The organism is Mycobacterium shimoidei (assembly GCF_900417275.1).
GTDB classification, from domain to species: Bacteria; Actinomycetota; Actinomycetes; order Mycobacteriales; family Mycobacteriaceae; genus Mycobacterium; species Mycobacterium shimoidei.
In genome coordinates this window covers 4744641-4768540 of sequence record NZ_UEGW01000001.1, presented here as the reverse complement: position 1 = coordinate 4768540, position 23900 = coordinate 4744641, and the positions used below count along the sequence as shown (strand labels likewise).

General features: G+C 66.5%; 29 protein-coding genes. 15 read left to right on the top strand and 14 right to left on the bottom strand.

Annotated elements, in window-relative coordinates:
• The first annotated feature begins 7 nt into the window (after window positions 1–7).
• Together MSP7336_RS23145 and MSP7336_RS23140 are read left to right on the top strand one after the other, a co-directional pair.
• On the top strand, window positions 8–592 hold the full coding sequence (locus MSP7336_RS23145) for a TetR/AcrR family transcriptional regulator (RefSeq protein ID WP_069396580.1): 585 nt from the start codon (window positions 8–10) through the stop codon (window positions 590–592).
• The gene (locus tag MSP7336_RS23140) at window positions 589–1419 is read left to right on the top strand and encodes an enoyl-CoA hydratase/isomerase family protein (protein ID WP_069396579.1); all 831 of its coding nucleotides are present in this window, start codon (window positions 589–591) and stop codon (window positions 1417–1419) included. Before MSP7336_RS23145 ends, MSP7336_RS23140 begins: the two co-directional genes overlap by 4 nt.
• A 13-nt stretch (window positions 1420–1432) precedes the next feature.
• Here MSP7336_RS23140 and MSP7336_RS23135 read toward each other — a convergent pair whose 3' ends face one another.
• Together MSP7336_RS23135 and MSP7336_RS23130 are read right to left on the bottom strand one after the other, a co-directional pair.
• The gene (locus tag MSP7336_RS23135) at window positions 1433–1927 is read right to left on the bottom strand and encodes an aminoacyl-tRNA deacylase (RefSeq protein WP_069396578.1); all 495 of its coding nucleotides are present in this window, start codon (window positions 1925–1927) and stop codon (window positions 1433–1435) included.
• Window positions 1914–2762, bottom strand: a complete 849-nt coding sequence (locus MSP7336_RS23130; RefSeq protein ID WP_069396577.1) for an SDR family oxidoreductase — start codon at window positions 2760–2762, stop codon at window positions 1914–1916. Before MSP7336_RS23130 ends, MSP7336_RS23135 begins: the two co-directional genes overlap by 14 nt.
• A 267-nt stretch (window positions 2763–3029) precedes the next feature.
• Between MSP7336_RS23130 and MSP7336_RS23125 the strand changes: the two genes are divergently transcribed.
• Window positions 3030–3680, top strand: a complete 651-nt coding sequence (locus MSP7336_RS23125) for a sigma-70 family RNA polymerase sigma factor (protein WP_181787026.1) — start codon at window positions 3030–3032, stop codon at window positions 3678–3680.
• Window positions 3681–3685: 5 nt separating this feature from the next.
• On the top strand, window positions 3686–3982 hold the full coding sequence (gene rsrA, locus MSP7336_RS23120; protein ID WP_372507673.1) for a mycothiol system anti-sigma-R factor: 297 nt from the start codon (window positions 3686–3688) through the stop codon (window positions 3980–3982).
• Here the strand turns inward: rsrA and MSP7336_RS24730 are convergent.
• Together MSP7336_RS24730 and MSP7336_RS24380 are read right to left on the bottom strand one after the other, a co-directional pair.
• A complete protein-coding gene (locus MSP7336_RS24730) occupies window positions 3979–4053 on the bottom strand; it encodes a 50S ribosomal protein bL37 (RefSeq protein WP_011728008.1) in 75 nt (24 codons plus the stop codon). The genes rsrA and MSP7336_RS24730 overlap by 4 nt on opposite strands.
• Before the next feature lie 69 nt (window positions 4054–4122).
• Complete coding sequence (locus tag MSP7336_RS24380) at window positions 4123–4860, bottom strand: hypothetical protein (protein ID WP_181786902.1); 738 nt, start codon at window positions 4858–4860, stop codon at window positions 4123–4125.
• A gap of 266 nt (window positions 4861–5126) precedes the next feature.
• Here MSP7336_RS24380 and MSP7336_RS23105 point away from each other — a divergent pair, with 266 nt between their 5' ends.
• Together MSP7336_RS23105 and MSP7336_RS23100 are read left to right on the top strand one after the other, a co-directional pair.
• Complete coding sequence (locus MSP7336_RS23105; protein WP_069396599.1) at window positions 5127–5342, top strand: biotin/lipoyl-binding carrier protein; 216 nt, start codon at window positions 5127–5129, stop codon at window positions 5340–5342.
• Between the two features lie 32 nt (window positions 5343–5374).
• Window positions 5375–6874 (top strand): sensor histidine kinase, encoded by a 1500-nt coding sequence (locus MSP7336_RS23100; protein WP_069396573.1) that lies wholly within the window; start codon window positions 5375–5377, stop codon window positions 6872–6874.
• Window positions 6875–6939: 65 nt separating this feature from the next.
• Here the strand turns inward: MSP7336_RS23100 and whiB1 are convergent, their stop codons facing one another.
• Both whiB1 and MSP7336_RS23090 read right to left on the bottom strand, forming a co-directional pair.
• Window positions 6940–7194, bottom strand: a complete 255-nt coding sequence (gene whiB1 / locus MSP7336_RS23095; RefSeq protein WP_113964690.1) for a transcriptional regulator WhiB1 — start codon at window positions 7192–7194, stop codon at window positions 6940–6942.
• Window positions 7195–7450: 256 nt separating this feature from the next.
• The gene (locus tag MSP7336_RS23090) at window positions 7451–8416 is read right to left on the bottom strand and encodes a diacylglycerol/lipid kinase family protein (protein WP_069396571.1); all 966 of its coding nucleotides are present in this window, start codon (window positions 8414–8416) and stop codon (window positions 7451–7453) included.
• Window positions 8417–8437: 21 nt separating this feature from the next.
• Here MSP7336_RS23090 and MSP7336_RS23085 point away from each other — a divergent pair, with 21 nt between their 5' ends.
• Window positions 8438–8914, top strand: a complete 477-nt coding sequence (locus tag MSP7336_RS23085) for a hypothetical protein (protein ID WP_232321046.1) — start codon at window positions 8438–8440, stop codon at window positions 8912–8914.
• Here MSP7336_RS23085 and MSP7336_RS23080 read toward each other — a convergent pair.
• Window positions 8905–9957: an isochorismate synthase gene (locus MSP7336_RS23080; protein WP_113965218.1), complete on the bottom strand. Its 1053-nt coding sequence runs from the start codon at window positions 9955–9957 to the stop codon at window positions 8905–8907. The two genes, MSP7336_RS23085 and MSP7336_RS23080, sit on opposite strands and share 10 nt — an antisense overlap.
• A gap of 41 nt (window positions 9958–9998) precedes the next feature.
• Window positions 9999–10613: an acid phosphatase gene (locus MSP7336_RS23075; protein ID WP_069396569.1), complete on the bottom strand. Its 615-nt coding sequence runs from the start codon at window positions 10611–10613 to the stop codon at window positions 9999–10001.
• A 164-nt stretch (window positions 10614–10777) separates the two neighbouring features.
• Here MSP7336_RS23075 and MSP7336_RS23070 point away from each other — a divergent pair, with 164 nt between their 5' ends.
• Window positions 10778–11581, top strand: a complete 804-nt coding sequence (locus MSP7336_RS23070; RefSeq protein ID WP_113964689.1) for a ParA family protein — start codon at window positions 10778–10780, stop codon at window positions 11579–11581.
• 6 nt (window positions 11582–11587) lie between these two features.
• Here MSP7336_RS23070 and MSP7336_RS23065 read toward each other — a convergent pair whose 3' ends face one another.
• Window positions 11588–12802, bottom strand: a complete 1215-nt coding sequence (locus tag MSP7336_RS23065; RefSeq protein WP_069396568.1) for an Rv3212 family protein — start codon at window positions 12800–12802, stop codon at window positions 11588–11590.
• 20 nt (window positions 12803–12822) lie between these two features.
• Window positions 12823–14307 (bottom strand): DEAD/DEAH box helicase, encoded by a 1485-nt coding sequence (locus MSP7336_RS23060; RefSeq protein WP_113964688.1) that lies wholly within the window; start codon window positions 14305–14307, stop codon window positions 12823–12825.
• A gap of 279 nt (window positions 14308–14586) precedes the next feature.
• On the opposite strand from MSP7336_RS23060, the gene MSP7336_RS23055 reads away from it, so the two are divergent.
• Window positions 14587–15282 carry a ferritin-like fold-containing protein gene (locus MSP7336_RS23055; protein ID WP_069396566.1) on the top strand — a complete coding sequence of 232 codons (696 nt, stop codon included), beginning with the start codon at window positions 14587–14589 and terminating at the stop codon, window positions 15280–15282.
• A 172-nt stretch (window positions 15283–15454) separates the two neighbouring features.
• Here MSP7336_RS23055 and MSP7336_RS23050 read toward each other — a convergent pair whose 3' ends face one another.
• Complete coding sequence (locus tag MSP7336_RS23050; RefSeq protein ID WP_069396565.1) at window positions 15455–16111, bottom strand: MmpS family transport accessory protein; 657 nt, start codon at window positions 16109–16111, stop codon at window positions 15455–15457.
• Window positions 16112–16277: 166 nt separating this feature from the next.
• On the opposite strand from MSP7336_RS23050, the gene MSP7336_RS23045 reads away from it, so the two are divergent.
• Window positions 16278–16535, top strand: a complete 258-nt coding sequence (locus MSP7336_RS23045) for a DUF3107 domain-containing protein (protein ID WP_069396564.1) — start codon at window positions 16278–16280, stop codon at window positions 16533–16535.
• Here MSP7336_RS23045 and fasR read toward each other — a convergent pair.
• Window positions 16522–17205, bottom strand: coding sequence for an HTH-type transcriptional activator FasR (gene fasR / locus MSP7336_RS23040; RefSeq protein WP_069396563.1), 684 nt, complete (start codon window positions 17203–17205; stop codon window positions 16522–16524). The two genes, MSP7336_RS23045 and fasR, sit on opposite strands and share 14 nt — an antisense overlap.
• 183 nt (window positions 17206–17388) lie before the next feature.
• Here fasR and MSP7336_RS23035 point away from each other — a divergent pair, with 183 nt between their 5' ends.
• The 3 genes from MSP7336_RS23035 (at window position 17389) to MSP7336_RS23020 (ending at window position 20745) form a co-directional block, all read left to right on the top strand.
• Window positions 17389–18441 carry a DUF3152 domain-containing protein gene (locus tag MSP7336_RS23035; RefSeq protein ID WP_084226484.1) on the top strand — a complete coding sequence of 351 codons (1053 nt, stop codon included), beginning with the start codon at window positions 17389–17391 and terminating at the stop codon, window positions 18439–18441.
• Between the two features lie 234 nt (window positions 18442–18675).
• Entirely contained in the window at window positions 18676–19854 is a 1179-nt protein-coding gene (gene moeZ, locus MSP7336_RS23025) for an adenylyltransferase/sulfurtransferase MoeZ (protein WP_069396561.1), read from the top strand.
• A 36-nt stretch (window positions 19855–19890) separates the two neighbouring features.
• Window positions 19891–20745: a TIGR02569 family protein gene (locus tag MSP7336_RS23020; protein WP_069396560.1), complete on the top strand. Its 855-nt coding sequence runs from the start codon at window positions 19891–19893 to the stop codon at window positions 20743–20745.
• A 46-nt stretch (window positions 20746–20791) separates the two neighbouring features.
• Here MSP7336_RS23020 and MSP7336_RS23015 read toward each other — a convergent pair whose 3' ends face one another.
• Entirely contained in the window at window positions 20792–21103 is a 312-nt protein-coding gene (locus MSP7336_RS23015) for an MGMT family protein (protein ID WP_069396559.1), read from the bottom strand.
• Between the two features lie 2 nt (window positions 21104–21105).
• Window positions 21106–21885: an alpha/beta fold hydrolase gene (locus MSP7336_RS23010; protein ID WP_181786900.1), complete on the bottom strand. Its 780-nt coding sequence runs from the start codon at window positions 21883–21885 to the stop codon at window positions 21106–21108.
• Window positions 21886–21987: 102 nt separating this feature from the next.
• Here MSP7336_RS23010 and MSP7336_RS23005 point away from each other — a divergent pair, with 102 nt between their 5' ends.
• The gene (locus tag MSP7336_RS23005) at window positions 21988–23124 is read left to right on the top strand and encodes a hypothetical protein (protein WP_113964687.1); all 1137 of its coding nucleotides are present in this window, start codon (window positions 21988–21990) and stop codon (window positions 23122–23124) included.
• A gap of 36 nt (window positions 23125–23160) precedes the next feature.
• The gene (locus MSP7336_RS23000) at window positions 23161–23853 is read left to right on the top strand and encodes a polyadenylate binding domain-containing protein (RefSeq protein WP_069396556.1); all 693 of its coding nucleotides are present in this window, start codon (window positions 23161–23163) and stop codon (window positions 23851–23853) included.
• Window positions 23854–23900: the final 47 nt, after the last annotated feature.

Genomic DNA, 23900 nt, shown 5'->3' with positions numbered 1-23900 from the left:
CTTCCTCGTGTCAAGGGTGGACGCGCGGGGCCGCCTCCTGGAAGTTGCACGACGCCGGTTCGCGGCCGACGGCGCGCTGGCCGCCACGCTGGACGAGGTCCGGCGCGAGGCGAAGGTGAGCGTGGGCGCGCTGTATCACCACTTCCCGGACAAGCCCGCCCTGGCGGCCGCTGTCTATGCCGAGGTGATGAGCGAGTATCAGGCGGGATTCGTGACGATGCTGCGCGAACACGCCACCGCCGAGGGCGGCATTCGCGGCGGCGTCGAACATCACCTGCGATGGGTGGCGGCCAACCGTGCCGAGGCGGCGCTGCTTCTCGGCGATCGGCTCGACAGCGCAGAGTTGCGCGAGTCCAACCGAGAGTTCTTCGCCGCCATCCGGGACTGGTGGCGCCCGCACCAGGCCTACGGGGTGCTGCGGCCCATGCAGCCCGGCGTCACCGCGGCATTGTGGTTCGGTCCCGCGCAGGAATTCAGTCGTTATTGGATCGCTACGCGCGAGTCCAAGTTGCCCCGCGGAGCAATCAGGGCGTTCGCCGATGCCGCATGGATGACATTGCGCGCCAAAAAAATTGAGGAGGACGATCAATGACAGAATCGTTGTATACCCGCATGGTCTCAGACGGCGAAGACCCGCAGGCGCCGCGACGGATTCGCGTTGAGCATCGCGGTGATCGTGCGGTGGTGACACTTGACGAGCCGGACCGGCTCAACGTGCTTTCCGCGCCATTGGTGCGGCAATTACGGCGGGCGCTCGAAGAACTCGTCACCGACGCCGACGTACGCAGCATTGTGATCACCGGCGCCGACCGGGGTTTCAGCGCCGGCGGCGACTTGAAGATGATGCGCACGGCCGTCGAGCGGCTGACCGAAGCGCAGGGTGCTGCCGACGTGTGGCGGTGGATCCGTCGTGAATTCGGCGGCATCGCAAGGCTTATCGCCGGATCAGACACCATCTTCATCGCCGCGCTCAACGGCGCCGCCGCCGGGGTAGGCCTGGCCTGGGCGTTGACCTGCGACCTCACCATCGCCAGCGAGCGCGCGGTGATCGTGCCCGCGTTCGGCCGGCTGGGCCTGCTCCCGGAGGTCGGCACCAGCTGGGCGTTGACGCGCTCCCTCGGTTATCAAGGCGCACTGGCCTACTACCTGCGTGGTGAGCACATCGACGCCCGCACCGCCCAACGCCTGGGGCTGGTACAGGAGGTCGTTGCGCACGAACAGCTTCTCGCAGCTGCCGACGAGTGGTGTTCGCGGGTGTCCGCCATGCCGACGCACGCGGTGGCCATGACGAAGCCGCTGCTGCGCGCCGTCGCCGATGCCGGCTGGCATGATGCGCTCACCCTGGAGGAGTTCGCCGAACCGACCTGCTTCACCACCGCCGCGTTCGCCGACAGCGTGCACGCCATGCTGGCCAAATGAGCGCTCGCGCTACTTACTGAGCCTGAATCTCCGCGGTCACTGCGCCGGTGAGCCGGACCAGATCGGCGGGCGCGACGGCGACATCCCAGCCTCGCCTACCGGCGCTGCAAAATATCCGCTCCCAGGCCAGCGCGTCGCTGTCGACGACGGTCGGCAGTCGCCGGCGCTGGCCGAACGGCGACACCGCACCCACCACGTAACCGGTCGCCCGCTGGGCGCTGGCGGGGTCGGCCATTGCCGCGCGCGAGTAACCCAGCGCCGCCGCCGCGGCTTTCACCGACAGCCGCGCCGGCACCGGTAGCATCGCGACCGCCAAGCCTTCCGCGGCAGCGATGATCAGCGTCTTGTAAACCTGCTCGGCCGCAATGCCATAGCGCTGGCTGAGTTCCCGGACCGCCTCGGCGCCGAACGAGTCTTGGCGCCCATCGTGGCCGAACTTCACCACCTCGTGCGGCACGCCGGCGGCAGCTAACGCCGCAAGCGCCGGAGTCGCTTTAGCGCTGGACATACCCCGGCGGATTTGGGCCGTCGACCCAGAAGTCGACGCCGAGTTCGCCTCCCGGCACACAGTCATAGACCGAGAGGTCGGTCACCCCGGACTCCACCAAAACGTCTTCGCACAGCAGCGAGTTGCCGGTGTATTCAGTTGCCGGCTTGTTGAGGATGACGTAGGCCGCATCGGCGTACACCTCCGGCTTGCGGGCCCGGGCCATCGCCTCGTCACCGCCCAGCAGGTTCTGCACCGCGGCCGTGGCAACCAGCGTCCGCGGCCACAACGTATTGGACGCAATGCCCTCGGAGCGCAGTTCTTCGGCAATACCCAACGCGCACAAGGACATTCCATATTTGGCCATCATGTAGGGGGTCGGCTTGAGCCACTTGGGTTCAACCAGCACCGGTGGTGACAGCGTCAGGATGTGTGGGTTCTCGCGGCCTTTCATGTGCGGGATGCACGCCCGCGACACGGCGTAGGTGCCGCGCACCTGGATGCCGTTCATCAAGTCGAACCGCTTCATCGGCACATCCAGGATCGAACCGGTATTGATCGCCGAGGCGTTGTTCACGCAGATGTCGATGCCGCCGAACTGCTCGACCGTCTTGGCTACCGCGTCGTCCACCGAGTCCGGATCGCGGACGTCCCCGACGATCGGCAGTGCCTGCCCGCCGGCCTCTTCGAGCTCCTTGGCCGCGGTGTATATCGTGCCCGGCAGCTTGGGGTGCGGTTCGGCGGTCTTGGCGATCAGCGCAATGTTGGCGCCGTCTTGGGCGGCGCGCTTGGCGATGGCCAGGCCGATTCCGCGGCTGGCACCGGAGATAAACATGGTCTTGCCGTTCAGAGACATGGCTGTCACAGTAACGCCGACGGTGTCGGTGGTAATCGGCGGTCCGGACCGGGGTCACACGCGGGCCAAGACCCACCGGAAATACCCAGATCGCCGACGCTGTTACCAGATGCGTTCGTGCTGCCGCCCAAGACACGGTCGGCGTAAGCCTCTAGATTGGGGGAGAAGGGGAGTCTGGTGTCAACGGCGATGTGCCTGCAGGAGCGTGCGGTGTTGGTGCCCGGGCTGTCCGGTGATGCCGAGGCAGAAGGGACAGTGCTAACCAACATGGTCGACAGCGACGCCGCTACCGGGCCCGAAGTGCCCGCACTCGATCCCGCAGAAGAGACGGACCAGCAACTCACAGCCCGCTTCGAACGCGATGCGATCCCGCTACTAGACCAGCTTTACGGTGGCGCGCTGCGCATGACGCGCAATCCGGCCGACGCCGAAGATCTGCTGCAAGAGACGATGGTGAAGGCCTACGCCGGATTTCGTTCTTTCACCCCCGGAACCAATCTCAAGGCCTGGCTGTACCGCATTTTGACCAACACCTACATCAACAGCTACCGCAAAAAGCAGCGCCAGCCGGCGCAATATCCCACCGACGAAATCACCGATTGGCAACTGGCCGCGACCGCGGAGCACTCGTCGACCGGTTTGCGCTCGGCCGAGGTGGAGGCCCTGGAGAGCCTTCCTGACACCGAGATCAAAGAAGCACTGCAGGCCTTGCCCGAGGAATTCCGGATGGCGGTGTACTACGCAGACGTCGAAGGCTTCCCGTACAAAGAAATTGCCGAGATCATGGGCACGCCGATCGGTACGGTGATGTCGCGGCTGCACCGCGGCAGGCGGCAGCTGCGCGAGTTGCTGAGCAACGTCGCCAAAGAGCGGGGTTTCATGCGCGGTGACCAAGCGCCTGAGGAGGTGTCGTCGTGACTGACATCACCCACGGTTCGGGACCCAGCGACTCGGGCGCCAAGGCGGATTGCTCGGAGGTGATCGCCGAGGTATGGACGCTGCTGGATGGGGAGTGCACTCCCGAAACCCGGCAAAAGCTGCGCCAGCATCTCGAAGAGTGTCCCGGTTGCCTGCGGCGTTACGGCCTCGAGGAGCGCATCAAGGCTTTGATAGCGATGAAGTGCCGGGGCGAAAAGGCCCCGGAGGGCCTTCGCGAAAGGCTGCGGCTCGAGATCAGCCGAACCACGATAATTCGAGGTCAGGCGTCCTGGCCCAGCTAGGCGTTGGGCCGCTTGCCGTGGTTGGCCTTGCTGTGCTTGCGGTCGCGCTTCTTACGGCCACGCTTGGCCATGACTGATCCTCCTTGCAGATTTAATCCGCCGGCCAGTGTGCCATGCGTCTGTGCCGCAGCTTGATGCGGCTACACGACCGGCACATGTGATACAGGCGCGATTTGGGCCCCTGCCCCCGACGTTGGCGCGACCAGGTCTGGCTGGGCTGGCACTGGGGCCGTCTGGCCGGGCAGCGGTGTTTGTCCCGGCAAGGTGGGTGTCTGGCCGGGCAGCGGTGTTTGTCCCGGCAAGGTGGGTGTCTGGCCTGGCAGTGGGGTTTGACCCAGTGACGCCGGCGTCTGCGCCGGCAAGGTCGGAGTCTGGCCCAGCGAGTTTGGGGTCGGAATGACCGGCAGGCTGGTAGCCCCGGGCGCTCCGCCGACACCGGGCAGCGTCCCGGCCGCACCGGGCAGCGTCCCGGCCGCACCGGGCAGCGTCCCGGCCGCACCCGGCAGCGTCCCGGCCGCACCCGGCAGACCGGGGGTCTGTCCGGCGCCAAGACCCGAGGCGCCCGGCGTCAAGGCGCCGCTGGCGGGCATCAACAGGTCGCCCGCGCCGGGCACCAGGTTGTTCATGATCGAGCTCAGCTCGCCGAACAGCGCGTTGGCAATGTTCACCGCACTCGACGGGTTCGACACCGCAGGAGCAGCCGGGGCAACAGGAGCCGGCAACGGATCGTCGGCAGGAAATGGTTGCTGAGGAGCGGCGACGGCGACCCCCGCACCCAGTCCGATGGTGGCAATAGCGCCCAGCGCAAGGCCCAGACCGGTCATCACCCGGTTGCGCGCGCCGGTGCTCGCTGAATTCGCAATCATGTTCTCGGACAAGGGATTACTCCTCAAATTCCGCTGAGGCACCGAGTGTGCATCAGGCGCTCAAATCACTCTGGCAACAATGGTGTCCAATTGTCACAAAAGAAACACGACACGATCACGGAACGGACTCTATAGGTTTGCTTACTAACCTTGGAGTTTGCTTACACTCGGAAAATCCAGCCCCGGAAGGCCATCCAAAGCCGCCGGTAACGACCGACTGTGGTTCGATTAAGGCGACAACTTTTGCGAAAGACCCACAGGGCGAGAACGGGGTGATGATGGCCGAGGACGTCCGCGCCGAGATCGTGGCCAGCGTGCTCGAAGTCGTGGTCAGCGAGGGCGACCAGGTCGGCGAAGGCGACACCGTGGTGCTGCTGGAGTCCATGAAAATGGAAATTCCGGTCCTGGCCGAAGTTGCCGGCACAGTCAGCAAAGTGAGCGTATCGGTGGGAGATGTCATCCAGGCCGGCGACCTCATCGCCGTTATCAGTTAACGAACAGACAACGTCGAAGCCGAGTGTGATCGATGTCGACCCTCGGTGATCTGCTTGCCGAACACACCGTCCTGCCCGGCAATGCCGTCGACCATCTCCACGCTGTGGTGGGGGAATGGCAGCTGCTGGCTGATTTGTCGTTTGCCGATTATCTGATGTGGGTCCGGCGCGACGACGGTGCGCTGGTGTGCGTGGCGCAGTGCCGGCCCAACACCGCACCGACGGTTCTGCTGCGCGACGTGGTCGGCACTGTCATGAGCGCCGAGCGGGTGCCGCTGATCGTCGCCGCGTTCGAATCGGGTTCCATCGGCCGTGAAAGCTCTGCCGGCCAACAGTATTCGTGGCAGCAGACGGGGCTGAACGTGGAAGCGGTTCCGGTGCGCTACGGCGAGCAGGTCGTCGCGGTGTTGACCCATCAAACTGCGGTGGCCACCGAGCGAAAGTCCAGCCCGTTGGAGACCGCTTACCTCGACTGCGCCGCCGACCTGGTGCACATGCTCTCGGAGGGCACCTTTCCCAACGTCGGTGACGTGGCGATGTCGCGCTCCAGCCCACGTGCCGGTGATGGCTTCATCCGCCTCGACGTCAACGGCGTGGTTTCCTATGCCAGCCCGAACGCGTTGTCGGCCTACCACCGGATGGGCTTGACGTCCGAATTGGAGGGCCACAACTTGGTCGAGGTCACCCGACCGCTGATCTCCGATCCGTTCGAAGCGCAGGAATTGGCCGAGCACATCGAGGATTCACTGGCCGGCGGGGCCAGCATGCGAATGGAGGTCGACGCCGGGGGCGCCGCGGTGCTGCTGCGCACGCTGCCCTTGGTGGTGCACCGCGCGGCCGCGGGTGCGGCGGTGCTCGTGCGCGACGTGACCGAGGTCAAGCGTCGGGATCGGGCACTGATGTCCAAGGACGCCACGATCCGGGAGATTCACCACCGGGTCAAAAACAATCTGCAGACCGTCGCGGCATTGCTGCGTCTGCAGGCGCGCCGTACCACGAACCCCGAGGGACGCGAGGCGCTACTCGAGTCGGTGCGGCGGGTCTCCTCGATCGCGCTGGTCCATGATGCTTTGTCGATGTCGGTCGACGAGCAGGTCAACCTCGACGAGGTGATCGATCGGATCCTGCCGATCATGAACGACGTGGCGACAGTGGACACCCCGATCCGGATCAACCGGACCGGCATGCTCGGGGTGCTCGACTCCGACCGCGCGACGGCGCTGATCATGGTGATCACCGAACTGGTGCAGAACGCGATCGAGCATGCGTTCGTCCCGGGCGCCCCGGAAGGTGCGGTGACGATTCGCGCCGAGCGATCCGCACGTTGGCTCGATGTTGTTGTCCACGACAACGGGCGCGGACTACCCGATGGGTTCGCTGTGGAGAAGTCCGACCGACTCGGCCTGCAAATCGTGCGGACGTTGGTGTCGGCGGAGCTGGACGGATCGCTGCACATGCACGACGCGCCCGAGGGCGGCACCGATGTGGTGCTCCGTGTTCCGATCGGTCGTCGCAGCAGATTGGTGCAATAGGCAAACAAGTTGCACACAAGGCGGCCCCGACGTTTGTCGGGGCCGCGGCCTAGAACGGGTATCGGTTAGACGCCGCTGCGGGCTTTCGTCCGGGCGGTGCGACGCTTGAGCGCCCGTCGTTCGTCTTCACTCATTCCGCCCCACACGCCGGAATCCTGGCCGGTGTTCAGTGCCCAGGACAAGCATTCGGTTGTCACCGGGCAGCGGTTACAGACCAGTTTCGCGTCAGCGATCTGGGCGAGCGCCGGCCCGCTGTTCCCCACCGGGAAGAACAGTTCCGGGTCCTCGTCCCGACAGACCGCCTTGTGGCGCCAATCCATAGGTCCTTGCTCCTCACTGTGTGCGCAGCAGGGCGCACTAGCGTTTTTCTTCGGCTGTTAACGTGGGCACAAGAAATTATCCGTACCCTTGCACGCGACCTTCCGATCGTTTCACAGGCTCAACAGATGTCAATAGTGTTGCGTTGGGTCGTGGGCAATGTCACTTCGGCCATCTGTGAGCAAGTCCCTTAAACATGTGTACTACTATGCCGCCCGCGCGCACCCTGCGGGCCGGGCGCGCGGATGATTCGCCAAGTCAGTTGGGTTTTTCCGGAGTGGGGGCGACGACGGCCAACGCGTCGGGCACCGCTCGGAATGTCATTTGCTCGCGTTCGCCGAGGTAGTCGCCGTCGAATTGACTGGCGATCGGACCGCCCGCGCAAGTGACCCGAAGGCAGGGTGCGTTGTCGTCGCGCAGCAGCTGTTTGGCCTCGAGCTTGGGTCGTTTGGAAAACATCTGTCGGACGATGCGCAGTGTCGGGATCACCTTCATGCTGGTGAGTCCGAAGACTCCCAGACCGGACTCGAAGCTGCAGTCGGGGTTGGTCCACAGCGGCCGGTTGTTGGCGTAAGTCCACGGGCTGGAGTTGGACACGAATACAAAGTGCACTCCTGAAACAGGGTCACGGCCTGGCAGATGCACCGTCAGTGCCGGTTCACGACGAGTCGTTGCCAACGCGGCGGGCACCGCAGTACGGATGTACCGCGCCGGTGTCACTTTGCGGCCCTTCTCGCGTTGTTTTTCGACGGCGGCCACCACCTCGGCGTCCACGCCCATTCCGGCGTTGAGCACCGCCCAGCGTTCCCCGCAGTCGATCATCCCGATCCGCCGCCAGTTGGGTCGATGCCCGTACTGGTCGAGCAAGTCGATGAGCTGGTTCGTCGCGACAACCGGGTCCGGCGAGATTCCCAGCGACCGGGCCAGCACATTGGCCGAGCCCCCGGGCACGATCGCCAGGGCCGGCACGTGGCCCGTCGGCAGTTCGCCGGGTTTGCCGAGCAGGCCGTTCACCACGTTGCTCACGGTGCCGTCACCGCCGTGCACGACGACCAGATCCACCCCTTGGTCGACGGCCGCCTGCGCGATCTCGCCGCCATGCCCGCGGTGGGTGGTGTGCTCGACGGACAGCTGCAGGCGGCTCTGCAGTGCGTGTGTCAGCAGGTCACGCCCGGCAGGGGTGGTGGAGGTTGCGGTGGGGTTGACGACCAGCACGGCACGCATGGAACCCGAGCCTAAGTGATGATGACGGCCCGTCCGCTCGGATGGCACGGCAGCGTCGGGCTTTCCCGCGCCGGCATCGCCACGGAACTGGGTGGCTACCCTGACGCTGTGAATGTTCCGGGCAGCGTGCGCCTGGCGGGACTGATCGTCGCCGTGCAGGGCGCGACGGCGTTGGCGGTGGCGCTGATCCTGCTGCTGCGCCGGTTGGGCGGTGTTGATCCGGCCGGGGTCAATGGTTTTGCCACTGCGGTGTGGTTCGCCGTGGTGGGTGCGGGGGTGCTGGCGGCCGGCTGGGCCTTGACCATCGGCAAACAGTGGGGCCGCGGGCCCGCGGTGTTCGTCGAACTGTTGCTGCTGCCCGTGGCGTGGTATCTGGCGGTGGGCTCCAACCGGCCGCTGATCGGGATTCCGGTCGCCGTCGTGGCGCTGACGGTGCTGGCGTTGTTGTTCAGTCCGCCCACGCTGCGCTGGATTTCGGACGGGCGTCGTCAAAGCTGAACTCCTAACGCAGTCAAAATAGTAACGAATTTCGTTGTCGTCTCGGCTAATTCGTCGTCGGGATCGGATTCGGCGACGATACCGCCGCCCGAGTGGGCCAGCGCGGTGCGGCGGTCAGCGGACACCTGGGCGCAGCGAATGGACACCACCCACCGGCCGTCGCCGCGAGCGTCGCACCAGCCGACGGCCCCGGCGTAGAAGCCGCGGTCGCCCTCGAGTTCGCCGATCAACTGTGTGGCGGCATCAGATGGAACACCGCCGACGGCCGGGGTGGGATGCAGTGCCAACGCTAAATCCATTGCGGTCGTTGAGCTATCGCGTAACCGGCCGCTGATGGGCGTACTCAGATGCCAGAGCGCCGCGGTGTGGTCTAGCTGCGGGGTGGGGGCGACAGTCAGTTCACTGCAGAGCGGCTCGAGGACCTCGGCCATGACATCGACGACCAGTTGGTGTTCGTGGCGATTCTTGGCCGAATCGGCCAACGCGACCCCGGCCGCGTGGTCGAGTTCGGGGTCGCGGGCACGTGGCGCCGATCCGGCGAACGGGCGACACGTCACCCGGTCGCCGTCGCGGGCGACCAACAACTCTGGGCTGGCGCCGACCAGCGCCATGCCTGCATGTTGACTGCCCGCCACTGTCAGATCCACCAGATAGCCATAGGCGGTCGGGTCGTTGGCGACCAGCCGGCGCAGGATGACGCGGCCGTCCAGCGGGGCGGCGGCGGTGAGCCGCAATGCGCGGGCCAATACGACCTTGTGCAGTTCGCTGCCCGGCGCGGCGAGCCGATCGCATGCGCGTTGGACGCGGGCGCGATGTTCCTCGGGGGCGGGGACCGCGCCGGCGATCCGCACCGCAGGCAGCGGGCCGACCGGCCAGCCCGGTAGGGTTTCGCTGTGCCGCACCGCACGCGGCACCATCAACGCGGCGGGCTGCTTGAGGTCAAACGGCAACGCGCCCAACACTATTGGCACTCGACCCGACCGCAACGCAGCTTGCGCGGCCGCCACGTCGCAATAGCCGTCGCGCACTCCGGAGGCGATCATGACCCCGGACGGGCTGCACAGCGCGAACGCCGGTTGCGCGCTCACCCCGACGCGGCCGAGAGTGGAAAGCCGAGCACACTGATCTGGCGGGCCTCATGCTCGAACCCACAGATCGCGATCGAGCCGGCCACCATTCCGAAGCGGCTCCCTTCCGATAGCGGCAGCTCGACCCAGCGAGTGATCACGGCGCGGGAGAAGTGGCCGTGGCCAACGAAAACCACGTCGCGAGAAGGCAGATAGTCGAGGGCCAACGCGACGGCCGCATCGGCGCGCTCACGGACCTGGGCGACCGACTCACCATCCGGGCACCCGTGCGTCCATACCAGCCAGTCCGGTACCGACTTGCGGATCTGTGCGGTCGTGAGACCCTCGTAGGAGCCGTAATCCCACTCGGCGACCAACTGCGACTTCTCGTCGACGGTCAGGCCGGCGAGTTCCGCGGTCGACACCGCTCGCCGGCGCGGGCTGGTGATGACGAACGGGTTGGCCAACTGGAGTTCTGCGAGCGCTTGCCCGGCAGCGGCGGCCTGGCGGCGGCCCTCGTCGGTGAGCTCGAGATCGGTGCGGCTGGTGTGCTGGCCCGACTTCGACCATTCGGTTTCGCCATGGCGCAACAGCACCAATCGCTGGTTTTCCCGATGCCCATCCAGGCCCATGCTGACCGATTGTGCCTGACACACATCGCCATCGACGCGCGGGCGCAGGGGGGCAGGTGCCAGGATGGCAGTGTGGCCACGCGGCGGCGCCGAAAAGGACCAAGGGCACGAAGGGAGATCGCGATGAGGTGCGGGCACCTCCCGCTTGCGGGGGAGAGCGGCGGGTGAGCACAGACGTGCGGGTTCTGGCCGTGGCCAACCAGAAGGGCGGGGTCGCCAAGACCACGACGGTGGCCTCGCTGGGAGCCGCGTTTTCGGACGAGGGAGAACGAGTGCTGCTCGTCGACCTCGATCCGCAGGGCTGTCTGACGTTCTCGCTCGGGCACGATCCGGACAAGCTGCCGGTTTCGGTGCATGAGGTCCTGCTCGGTGAGGTCGAGCCGAATGCCGCGCTAGTCAGCACGGACGAGGGAATGACGCTGTTGCCGGCCAACATCGACTTGGCCGGCGCGGAGGCAATGTTGCTGATGCGGGCCGGTCGCGAATACGCGCTGAAGCGGGCGCTGGACAAGCTCACCGGCCAGTTCGATGTGGTCGTCATTGATTGTCCGCCGTCGTTGGGCGTCCTCACCCTCAACGGATTGACCGCCGCCGACGAGGTGATGGTGCCGCTGCAATGCGAGACGCTGGCGCATCGCGGCGTGGGCCAGTTCCTGCGCACGGTCGCCGACGTCCAGCAGATCACCAACCCGAAGCTGCGGTTGTTGGGTGCGTTGCCGACGCTGTATGACCCGCGGACTACCCATACCCGCGATGTGCTGCTGGACGTCGCAGATCGCTACGACATGCCGGTGCTGGCGCCGCCCATCCCGCGCACGGTGCGGTTCGCCGAGGCCAGCGCGTCCGGGTCGTCGGTGATGGCCGCGCGCAAGAACAAAGGAGCGACCGCGTATCGCGATTTGGCCCACGCGCTGCTCCGGCATTGGAAGTCCGGCAAACCGCTGCCGACCTTCACCGTCGAGCTCTAGCCGCAATCAACCCAGCGCGACGATGGTGTCCCCGCGCTGCTCGAGGATCTGCGAACCGGACACGGCGAGGGTCACCGGTCCGTTGTACGGTTCCCGCTTCACGGGCAGGTAGCGCTCGTTGGCGCCAGTGATCGGGTCGTAGACACCGATCCCGCCGGTCACCGGCACCAAAAGCCGGCCGGCCATCAATGTCCCCGGGCCCACCGGTACGTGCGGCCCGTCGGGCTCGACGGTGTAGCGATACGTGAGAGTCGCCGCGTCGAATACCAGCACTGCGTCGCCGGTCCACCAGGTGACGACGTTGCCTGGCCGCGACACCGTGCTCGACGGCGACGGCGGCCGGGGCAGCAATGTGCTCGCTACGGTGGCGCCACCCCCGTCGACCACCTCGACCCTGGGTCGCGGCGACGGCAGATACACGGCGGTGTTCGTCTCCGCGACGGTCAGCACGCGGGCGTCTGAATCCGCGGTGGTACCCGGCTGGGGCACATATCGTTGCTCGGGCTCGTCTTCCTCCTTGCTCGGGCGTAGCAAGGTAAGCCGCAGCTCGGCCTGTTCCGGGCACGCTTCCAGCACCGACACCGCCGACGAACTGGCCGCCGCCGACGTCAGCGTGCATCCCGAATGCAGACCTCGCGCAGACGGTTTCACTCGGGCGTCGATCTCGCCGTACGACAGCATCCGGACCATGTCCGAGCGCCACAGCTCGAGCCGGGTCTGCCCCGCCGACAACACCGTTGTCCCGTCCGAGGTCACGTTGACGTGCTTATCGGCGTAGCTGCTGCGGGCCGGGCCGCGTCGCCCGGTAGCGGCGTCGATGGTGCTGACCTGACCGCAGCCCCGAACGTCGGGGTAGACCGCGACAGCGTAGCGGTAGACCCAGGACACGGCGCACAGTTCGCGGTTGCGGGCATAGCTCCAGCGCACCTCGCCGTTGACCGGATCGCGCCCCTCCACGGACCGGCCGTTGCCGGTGACCACGGTTCCGCCGACCACTACCGGAGCGTCGGTCGCCGCGCTGGCAGCCGTCCACAGCTGTTTGAGCGCGGGAGGTACTTCGCGGGCCACGGGAGAGGTGGGCGCCGGGGTCGCCGCCGGTCTGCTGTCGGTGGCGCGGGCATCGCTGGTCCACCAGATCAGTGCCGCGACAACGGCTATCACCGCGATGATGACGGCCACGGCCACCACGTCGGCCTTGGTGCGGCGTTCGGGTTTGACCATCGCGGCTCGATGGAGCCGACTCAGTTGGCGTTGGCGGCGACCTCGGCCGCTTTGCGGGGACGCCGACGGCGGCGGCGACGTCCGCTGTGTGCGCCTTCCGCGGCCGGAGCCTCGGAGGAGGTCTCGCCACTGCCGGTGCCGTTGGCCACCGGGTGCCCGCTCACCGGCTTGCCGCCGCGGGTGCGGCGCCGTGACCGAGTGCCCTTGCGCGGCTGGCCATCACGCCCGGCCGACGTGACGCGTTTGCCTTGCGACTTGCGCGGCTCGCCGACCCTGCCGGTGGCGTCGGTCGGGATGTCGAGCTCGGTGTAGAGGTGCGGTGAACTGGAGTATGTCTCGGCCGGATCGGGGCAGCCCAGGTCCAGCGCCTTGTCGATCATCGCCCAGCGCTCGAGCTCGTCCCAGTCGACCAACGTGACCGCGACGCCGGTGCGACCGGCACGACCGGTGCGGCCGATGCGGTGGACGTACATCTTCTCGTCCTCGGGGCACTGGTAGTTGATGACGTGGGTGACGTCGTCGATGTCGATACCGCGGGCAGCAACGTCGGTGGCGACGAGCACGTCGATGTCGCCGCTGCGGAAGGCCTTCAGCGCCTTCTCGCGGGCTACCTGGCCCAGGTCACCATGCACAGCACCGACGGCGAAGCCTCGTTCGGCGAGCTCGTCGGCAACCTTCTGAGCGGTGCGTTTGGTGCGGGCGAAGATCATGGTGGCGCCGCGGCCACGGGCCTGCAGCACCCGAGAGATCAATTCGACCTTGTCCAGCGCATGAGCGCGGTAGACGTACTGAGTTGTCGCGTCGTGAACCGCCGAGGAGTGCGGCGCCTCGGCCCGGATGTGTGTCGGCTGGTTCATGAAGGTCCGGGCCAGCGTGATGATCGGGTCCGGCATGGTCGCCGAGAACAGCATCGACTGCCGTTCGTCAGGGATAAGTCGCAGGATGCGCTCGATGTCGGGGAGGAAGCCCAGATCCAGCATCTCGTCGGCTTCGTCGAGCACCAGCACCGACAGCCCGCCGAGCTGCAGGTGACCTTGCTGGGCCAGGTCGAGTAGCCGGCCGGGCGTTCCGACAACGACGTCGGCGCCGGCGCGCAGCGCCTCGATCTGCGGTTCGTAGGGGCGGCCGCCGTAGATGGACACCACCGACAGGCGGCGGCCGTCCTCGGCGTGCAGGTATTTGGCCGCGTTGGCCAGGTCGCCGGACACCTGCAGGCACAGCTCACGGGTGGGCACCACAACCAGCGCCCGCGGGGTCCCGGTCAGTGGCCGGCTCGCGTTATCAGTCGTGATTCGCTGCAGAAGCGGCACGCCGAAGCCGAAGGTTTTGCCCATCCCGGTGCGGGCCTGGCCGATCACATCGTCTCCGGCCAGGGCAAGCGGCAGCGTCAGCTCTTGGATAGCAAATGGATGCTCGATGCCTTCTTCTGCGAGCGCGCGGACGATTTCGTCGCGGACGCCAAGGCTGGCAAATGTTATCTGGGGTGTGTGCAGTAGTGGGGACATGCGTGCGGGAGTGTGCCTCTCGGTTCGGTTTCGGTCAGTTCGTCGCGGTCCACGCGCGCACGTCCTGAGTGTCGAATCCGTTGCCGATTCGCTCGGCCCTGCGCTAATTCAGGCGGGCCGGTTGCGTGCACGCACATTTCGCCGGTAGCAGCGGTAAGCCTCTACAACCGCTACCAGCTTTCATAGTACCTGGTGGCCCACCGGGACCGCGGAACCACGGGCGAACAGCCCGCCTCGTGGGCCGCAGCGGGTGGCCACAATCGCGCATACAGTGTTGCCATGTCCTCGCTTTCGCGCGCTGACGATGTAGCCGATCCACACCCGCCCCGATTGGCAGCAGACCATCCTGGCGTCAACGAATTGTTCGCCATCCTCGCCTATGGCGAGGTCGCCGCGTTCTACCGGCTTACCGACGAGGCGCGGATGGCGCCGAACCTGCGGGGCCGGATTTCGATGGCCCGGATGGCCGCCGCCGAGATGGGTCACTTCGAGCTGCTGCACGACGCGCTGCAGAGCCGCGGCGTCGACGTCGTGTCGGCGATGTCGAAGTACACCTCCGCGTTGGACAACTATCACCGGCTTACGACGCCGAGCACCTGGCTGGAGGCGCTGGTCAAGACCTATATCGGTGATGCCCTGGCCGCCGACTTCTACCTGGAGATCGCTGACGGCCTGCCCGATGAGGTGGCGGACGTCGTTCGCGCGGTGTTGGCCGAGACTGCGCATTCGCAGTTCGTCGTCGCCGAGGTGCGGGCGGCGGTCAACAACAGCGCCAAACAGCGCAGCCGGTTGGCCCTGTGGTCGCGTCGGCTGCTCGGTGAGGCCATCACCCAGGCCCAGTACGTGCTGGCCGACCACGACGAGCTGGTGGACTTGGTGGTGGCGGGCACCGACGGACTCACGCAGCTGAGCGGATTCTTCGACCGCTTGCAGCGCACCCATGACGAACGGATGCGCGAACTGGGCCTGGCCTGAGCTAGCACCCACGCGCCGAGCAGCACCACGCGCCGAGCAGCACCACGCGCCGAGCAGCACCACGCGCCGAGCAGCACCACGCGCCGAGCGTGGGTCTTAAGTACGGAAATCGGGTGAAATCCGTCCATAAGGCCCACGCTCGACGACCCCGACGGGGCTGAGTATGGCGCGCTCAGCGGGTGCAGGTCGCGATGATCGCGTTGTTGGCCGACGCGGCGACGACGTGACCCTGGGCGTCGGTGATCACGCAGTTGAGTCGGCCGGTAATGCTGGTGGCGACAACGGATTTGGTCTGCACACCCGGGTTGAGCACGATGGTCTTCGACCACGGCAGCGACACGTTGAAGTCGGTGTGCGGCAGGCCCTGGGCATCGGTGTAGACGATATTGACCAGGTCAAAGAGCGGCTTGGTCCCGGTCACCTGGTAGATGACAGTGCGCGCGCTGATCTCGGGCGCAGCGACTTCCGGCGGCGGAACAACGCTGGGAGCGACGGGAGGCTCGGCGGTGGGCGTAGGGGTGGACTGCCGCGGGGGTGGGGTCACCGTGGTGACCGTCTCGGGGGGCAAGGACGTGCTGGGTGGGGGCGTGGTACGCGGGGTCGCAGTAACCGTGCGGGTGGGCGGTACCACCGTCGCGGTTGTCGACGTGCTGTCGCCGCCGTTGAGGACGACGACGGTCGCGATCACCGCGAGCACCAGGACAACGGTGGCGATCAGTGCGACGGGGCGCCAGCGCTGATCAACCGGCTCAACGAAATCGTCGTCCGGGTAGGTCTCGTAGACCAACTCGTCTGGGTAGTCCTGGATATCGGTATCCAAGTGATTCATGGTGCTGATGATGCAGATGTTATCGACCGGCTCATTGCCCGGCCCGGCCCTCGCGCGGGCGTGTTGGTCACGATTTGGCGACGCTCCGGCGGCCTGTCATCGCGCGAATGCCCGACGCCGCGCTTCCACTAGCCTGCTTGCAGAACGTCTACTAGAAAGGTGCAGCGTGGAGGTCAAGATCGGTATCACGGACAGCCCGCGCGAGCTGGTCTTCACCAGTTCGCAGAGCCAGAGCGAGGTCGAGGAACTGGTCACCGCCGCGTTGGGCAAGGACGCAGGGGGCCCGGCGGTGCTGAGCCTGACCGACGAGAAGGGCCGTCGCTTCCTGATCCCGGCCGCCAAGGTCGCCTATGTCGAAATCGGCGTTGCCGACGCGCGTCGCGTCGGGTTCGGGATCGGCTCAGGTGTGGCTAAGAGCGGGTAAGCGGCACGTGCGACAACCCGCCCCAGGCGAACTGCACGGTGCCTTCCACCGCCTCTTCCTTGGAAATCGGACGATCGGTGTCTAGCCAGTAACGGGCACAGTCGACGCTGATGCCGACAAGGCCCACCGCGATCATCCGCGCCCGATGCGGGTCCAACCCGGAATCGGCGCTGATGAGGTCGAACACCGCGTCGATGCATGACTCGGTGGCAACCCGAACCTGAGCCGCCACCTGAGGCTCGGTGACATTGTCGTTCTCGAAGATCAGCCGGTAGCCCTGGCTGTCGTGCTCAATGAAGTCGAAGAAGGCTTGCACAGCCGCACGCAGCCGTTGCCGGTTGTCGGTGGTGGTGCGCAGCGCCTGGCGCACCCCCGACACCAGATTCTCGACGTGGCGATTCAACACCGCCAGGTAAAGCTCGAGCTTGCTCGAAAAGTGTTGGTAAAGAACCGGTTTGCTGACGCCGGCGCGTTCGGCAATTTCGTCCATACCGGCTGCGTGATAGCCGCGGTACACGAAAATCTCGCTGGCTGCGATGAGTAGTTGACCACGCCGCTCGTCGCGTGGCAGCCGGTTGCCGCGCCGAGTGGGGGCGACGGTCTCCACCGGCGGAGTGCTATTACTCTGCCGGAGGCCGGGCCTTCCGGCCGCGTTGGCGAGTTCGCTCATCAGGTCCTCATTTGCTGGTAGGCGACGTAGGTGATGCATGGCCGCGCACCGCTCGTCGCACCGACACTACTACCCACAGTGCCCGGCACTCGTGATTAGCGCCTGCAACGGGTGCGCTAGCGCGTCGCGCACACTGGCCCGGCGGGCACGCCAGACCGCAGCTAGCAGCGTCGGGAGCAGGGAATGTGCCATCCTGGGGCGGTGACCTTCGACCCTGATCGACGTGGGGACGGCCCCGTGCCGGTGCTTCGCGACGACTGGCGAGAACCCTTGCGTGCCCAGCGGGATCCGCTTGCCTGGGGCTCCGAGCGTCACCGGGCCCCTCGGGAGAGATCACAGCGCTGGCGAAAACAGACCAAGCTCGGGCGATTCGTGTCGACCTACGGCTGGCGTGCCTATGCGCTGCCGGTGCTGACCGTGCTGACCGGGGTGGTGGTGTACCAAACGGCGACCGGAACCAGCGCCCCGGATCCTCCGTCGGCCGAGCCGGTTCAAGGCCCGCCGACGATCGGGTCAGTGGGTACGGCGATCGTCGGCGCGCCGCCGCGTGGCCTGACCGAGTTCGATGCCAGCCTGCCCACCGGCGTGCTGCCCGAGGGTGGTCTGTTCACCGAAGCCGGGGAAAAGACTTGGCACATCGTCCCGGGTACCACACCGCAGATCGGTCAAGGCACCGCCAAGGTGTTCAAATACACCGTCGAAGTAGAAAACGGCATCGACGCAACGGCATTCGGCGGTGACGACGCGTTTGCGCGAATGGTCGAACAGACATTGGCCAATCCCAAAAGCTGGACCCACAACCCGCAGTTCGCATTCGTCCGGATCGACGGAAGCATTCCCGCCAAGCCCGATTTCCGGATCTCGTTGAGCACCCCACTGACCGTGCGTGAAGGCTGCGGCTACGAGATCCAACTCGAGGCCTCCTGCTACAACCCGTCATTCGGGTTCAACGCGGAACAGCGGGTATTCCTCAACGAAGCGCGGTGGGTGCGCGGTGCCGTGCCGTTCCAGGGTGATGTCGGTTCCTATCGCCAATACCTGGTCAACCACGAGGTCGGGCACGCCATCGGCTATCTGCGGCACGAACCGTGCGACAAGCAGGGTGCGTTGGCGCCGGTGATGATGCAGCAGACGTTCTCGACGTCCAACGACGACGAAACGAAGTTCGACCCCGAATCGGTCAAGCCCGACGGCAAGACGTGCCAGTTCAATCCCTGGCCCTACCCCATCGCCTAGCCCGGGCGACGATGCAGAGCGCGTAGCGCGATGAGGAGGAGCCGGGCAATCAAGCCAGCCCGGGCGACGATGCAGAGCGCGTAGCGCGATGAGGAGGAGCCGGGCAATCAAGCCAGCCCGGGCGACGATGCAGGGCGCGACCCGGGAAGCTTCCCCGGCTGTTTGCCGTTGATCCTGGCAACTGCTGAGATGGACAGAGTTGACGAAGCTTCTAAGACGTTGAGGAGTGATCGGGTGTCGACGTCGTTGCCACCGCTGGTTGAGCCGGCCGCCGCGCTGACGAGGGACGAAGTCGCACGCTACAGCCGTCATCTGATCATTCCCGACGTCGGCGTGGATGGGCAGAAGCGGCTCAAAAACGCCCGGGTCCTGGTGATCGGCGCCGGTGGGCTCGGCGCCCCGGCGTTGCTGTACCTGGCCGCGGCCGGGGTCGGCACCATCGGGATCGTCGACTTCGACGTGGTCGACGAGTCCAACCTGCAGCGTCAGATCATCCATGGCGTCTCCGACGTCGGTCGGCCCAAGGCGCAGTCCGCGCGGGATTCGATCGCCGAGATCAACCCGCTGGTCGAAGTGCGCTTGCACGAAGTGCGGTTGCAACCGGACAACGCGGTTGAGCTGTTCGAGCAATACGACTTGATTCTCGATGGCACCGACAACTTCGCCACCCGGTATCTGGTGAACGACGCCGCGGTATTGGCGCATAAGCCCTACATATGGGGCTCGATCTATCGCTTCGAAGGCCAGGTGTCGGTGTTCTGGGAGGATGCGCCCGACGGCCGTGGCATCAATTACCGCGACCTGTATCCCGAGCCGCCGCCGCCGGGCATGGTGCCGTCCTGCGCCGAGGGCGGTGTGCTGGGGATTTTGTGCGCGTCGATCGCGTCGGTGATGGGCACCGAGGCGATCAAACTGATCACCGGTATCGGCGAACCGTTGCTCGGCCGGTTGATGATTTATGACGCGCTGGAGATGAGTTACCGCACGATCACCATCCGCAAGGATCCGGCGACCCCGAAGATCACCGAGCTGATCGACTACGACGAGTTCTGCGGCGTGGTGTCCGAGGAAGCTGCCGGCGCGGCGGCCGAGGCCACCATCACCCCGCGTGAATTGCGCGAGTTGCTGGACTCCGGCAAGAAGGTCGCTTTGATCGACGTCCGCGAGCAGGTGGAGTGGGACATCAATCACATTGACGGCGCACAGTTGATTCCGCAGTCGTCCATCAACTCCGGTGAAGGTTTGGCGAAGTTACCGCAGGACCGGATTCCGGTGCTGTACTGCAAGACCGGTGTCCGCTCGGCCGAGGCGTTGGCCGTGCTGAAGAAGGCTGGTTTCACCGACGCGATGCATTTGCAAGGCGGAATCGTCGCCTGGGCTCAGCAAATGGAGCCCGACATGGTGATGTACTAAAGCCTCAGCTTTGCTAACCGCCATTAGTCTGATCGTGTGAACCTCGAGCCGCCACCGCAGCATGTGTTGACGGCATTCGGTCTGAGCGGGGTGCGTCCGGTGCCGTTGGGTGCCAGCTGGGAAGGCGGCTGGCGGTGCGGCGAGGTCGTGCTGTCAATGGTGGCCGACAATGCCCGCGCCGCATGGTCAGCCAAAGTTCGCGAGACATTGTTCGTGGACGGGGTGCGCCTGGCCCGGCCGGTCCGCTCGACCGACGGACGCTACGTGGTTTCCGGCTGGCGGGCAGACACTTTCGTCGCCGGCGCCCCCGAGCCGCGGCACGACGAGGTGGTTTCGGCGGCGATCCGGCTTCACGAGGCCACCAGCAAACTGGAACGCCCGCGCTTTCTCACCCAAGGTCCCTCCGCGCCGTGGGCCGACGTCGATATCTTCATCGCCGCCGACCGCGCTGCCTGGGAAGAACGACCGCTGCAGGGATTGCCGCCGACGGCGCGAACCGCTCCCGCATCCGCGGACGGGCAGCGGTCGATCGAGCTGATACATCAGCTGGCCGGACTGCGGCGACCCACCAAGAGCCCCAGCCAACTCGTGCACGGCGACCTCTACGGGACGGTGCTTTTCGCGGGTACGGCCCCGCCGGGCATCACCGACATCACCCCCTACTGGCGCCCCGCGTCGTGGGCAGCGGGCGTCGTCGTCGTCGATGCGCTGTCTTGGGGGGAAGCCGACGACGGGCTCATCGAACGCTGGAACGCCCTGCCGGAGTGGCCGCAGATGTTGCTGCGGGCGTTGATGTTCCGGCTCGCCGTGCATGCGCTGCACCCGCGCTCCACCGCAGAGGCCTTCCCGGGGCTGGCCCGCACCGCCGCCTTGGTCCGCCTGCTCCTCTAGACCGCGAAAGTGCAACTACCGACACGTTTCTCGAGAAAGGCTGTCGCTAGTTGCACTTTCGCGAGAACTTGTGGCGAACCTCGGTCAGATTGACCCTACCGTCGACGGCCAATACCCCTTCGGCGCGAAGCAGTTCCAGCTGTCGGGTCCTCAGATGTCGTGCCGGACGCCCGGATGCGGTGATCACCCGGTGCCAGGGCAGATCCGAAGAGTCGGTGCGCATGATCCAGCCGACGATGCGCGGGCTGGAAAGCTCTGCGGCAGCAGCGATATCACCGTAGGTTGCGACCCGGCCCGCAGGGATTGCGGCGACCAGGGCGCGTACCCGCTCGATCTGCGCATCGGTGACTGGTGGCATCGTCAGCGCATCCGGTCACGGATCACGGCCGCGACCTCGGCCGGCTTGGCCTGGGCCACCATGTGCTCGCAGTCGAAATCCAGCAGCCGAAAATCGGTGCCGAGCCGGTCCTGCAGCCCGGTGATGAGCCCGTCGCCGACATAGGGCGGCGACGTCCGGGTGGCGCGGATGAGCGCCGTCGCGGTGCCCTTGGCCGGAAGCACGACATCGCGCGCCAACTCGCTCCAGTAAGACACCATCGCCGGCAAACTGATCCGCCAGCCGTACCGGCCGTTGGGCAGCTTGACGAGGTGCTCGTCGATTTCGGCGTCCAGCAGGGCGGGATCGACGTCGGCCCATGCGCCGCCGGCCTTCTCCGCGCGGGCCTCGTCGGGGTCCGGGAAATCGGGCGAGGCCAGCATCGACTCGGCGATCTCCCTCATCCACTCGCCGTCCAGCCCCGCCGCCGGATCAAGCAGCACCAGCGCAGCGACCCGGTCGGGCCGGGCGGCGGCCAGGTGCAGCGCGACCGCGCCCCCGAACGAGTGGCCGACCACCACCACCGGGGCATCGGCTTCCTCGTCGAGCAGCGCAGATAGCGCCGCGACATTTGCGTCGATCGTCCACGGCGCCGCCCACGACGACCGGCCGTGTCCGATCAGGTCGGGTGCGGCGACGCTGATCTCGGGCAGGTGACGGGTCGCGAGCAGTTCCCAGCGCTGTCCATGCCCGGTCAACCCGTGGATCGCCAGCACCTGCACGGGTCCTCGCGGGCCGTAGCGGTGCACGTTCAGGCGAGACACGCGTTGATGGTGCCAGGAGGCCGTCGAGAATGTGTAAAGGAGGGGCCTAGCTGCGCAGTAAGGTTTTATTGCCGGTTGCACGCGCGTAAGAAAGGTCGGCTGATGGGTATCCCTCGCGACAGCACCCCGTACGGGTCGCAGACGCTGGTGGGTCCCGGCTGGCCGAATGTCGAAGAAGAACTGCTCGCGGAGGCCGCCGAGCAGTTTGAGCAGCTCGCGATGCACTTGACCGCAGTCGTGATTCCCCAACAGCAGGGCCAGATGACGAAACTCGGCGCCGACTGGACGGGCGCCGGTTCGCTGGCCGCGCAAGGCGAAGCCTCCACCATCATCAGCGGCCATGAGATCAACGCTGCCCAGGCCTCGGCGATCGCGCTTGCGTTGCGAACCATGGAGGCTTCCGTTGTCAAGACGAAAACGCTGGTGAACGCGACCGCGCAACAGATACAGCACATGTGCGAGGCCATCGAAGCCATGCCGGTCCAGAACAAGGAAGAGCTGCTGCAGAGCGCGATCAAGCTCGGTCAGTCGCAGAACATGGCCGACGTCATGGAAGGCACGTCCGAACTCGCGGGCAATCTTGGGGTGCCGGCGGTGAACCCGGCCGCGATACCGATCCCGCCCGGTGGCGTGCCGGGAGTGGGCCAGGTCGGCGAGGCGGCGGAAAAGGCCGGCCAGGCTGGCGGACAGGGTGGCCAACAGGGCATGCAGATGATGGGCCAGATGATGTCCCAAATGGGGCAGGTACCGCAGCAACTCGGCAAGATGACCGGCGGCATGGGACTACAGCAGATGACCCAGCCTCTGCAGCAGATTTCGTCGATGTTCGGTCAGCTCGGCCGAGGCGGCGCCGGCGGCGCGGGAGCGGGTGTGTCGCCGTTTCCGGCGTTTTCCAACCACCCGGCGGCCGGGGGCTCGGGTGCGCGGGCCGGTGCAGGTCTTGGGCATGGAGCGTCGGTTCCCGGCGCCGGTGGCAGCTCGCCCCGGACCCCGCTGATGGCCAAACTGGTGGACAAGCACACGACGGTCGCTCCGACGGCGGTTGAGGAAGGCGCTGTCGCGGGCACCACGGCGACCGCCGGTGCAGCGCCGGTGGCCGGTGGCGGAGTTGTGGGCGGCATGGGCCCCATGGGCATGATGGGCCAGCGCGGGGTCAGCGGTGGCTCCCGGGCGGGCCTGCCGGTTCCTACGCCGCTCGACCACGACCTCTCCGAAGACGAGGGTGACGATGATTGGTGATCCGGGAGTACGAAGCGGGGAAGGAGACGCTAGCTGATGACTGGCGCACCGATGCAAAAGCCGGACGGGTTTTTGACTTGGAACCCGGCGACGGTCGAGATCCCTCAGATGCCCATGATCCCGCCCGGTGAGGACCCGATGAGCGCGACGATCTCCGCTGTCCTCCCGACGATGGCCGCTCCGCTGGAAGCCAACGTGGCTGCCCTGCAGGGCAAGGAGACCATGTTCAACGGCAAGCTCGGTGCGGCCACCATGGCGTACCAGGGCGCCGATGACTCCGGCCAGCAGGGAGTCATGCAGATCGTCCAGTCACTCGGCCAAATGGCCGGCCAGGCCGGCCAGATGGGCCAAATGGCCGGTGCGCCAGGGCAAATGGCCGGTCAGATGGGCAGCCAGTTCGGCATGTTGATGCAGCCGATGATGCAGGCGTTCCAAAGCGCAGGCCACGGTGGACACGCCCCGTCAGCTGGCGGGCAGGTACCCCAAGGCGGACCCGAGATGGCCGGTCAAGGCCCAGCCGGTGTGGCCGGTGCACCGCAGCAAGGGCGCGACGGCGACAACGCATCGGCGCAACCCGAGCCGCAGCCCGAGGCGCAGCGCGATGACCAGACCATGGCCGCACCGCAGGCCGGCCCGGGTGAGGCGCGGCACGGACTGACTCCGATTCCGGTGCCCCCTCCCGAGCAGCACCGCCCCGACGACGGCGGGGATATTTCCCGCCGGCTGTAATCGTCGCTTCCGCACCGCATTCGTCCGCGGCGCGGCCCGTTCACCAG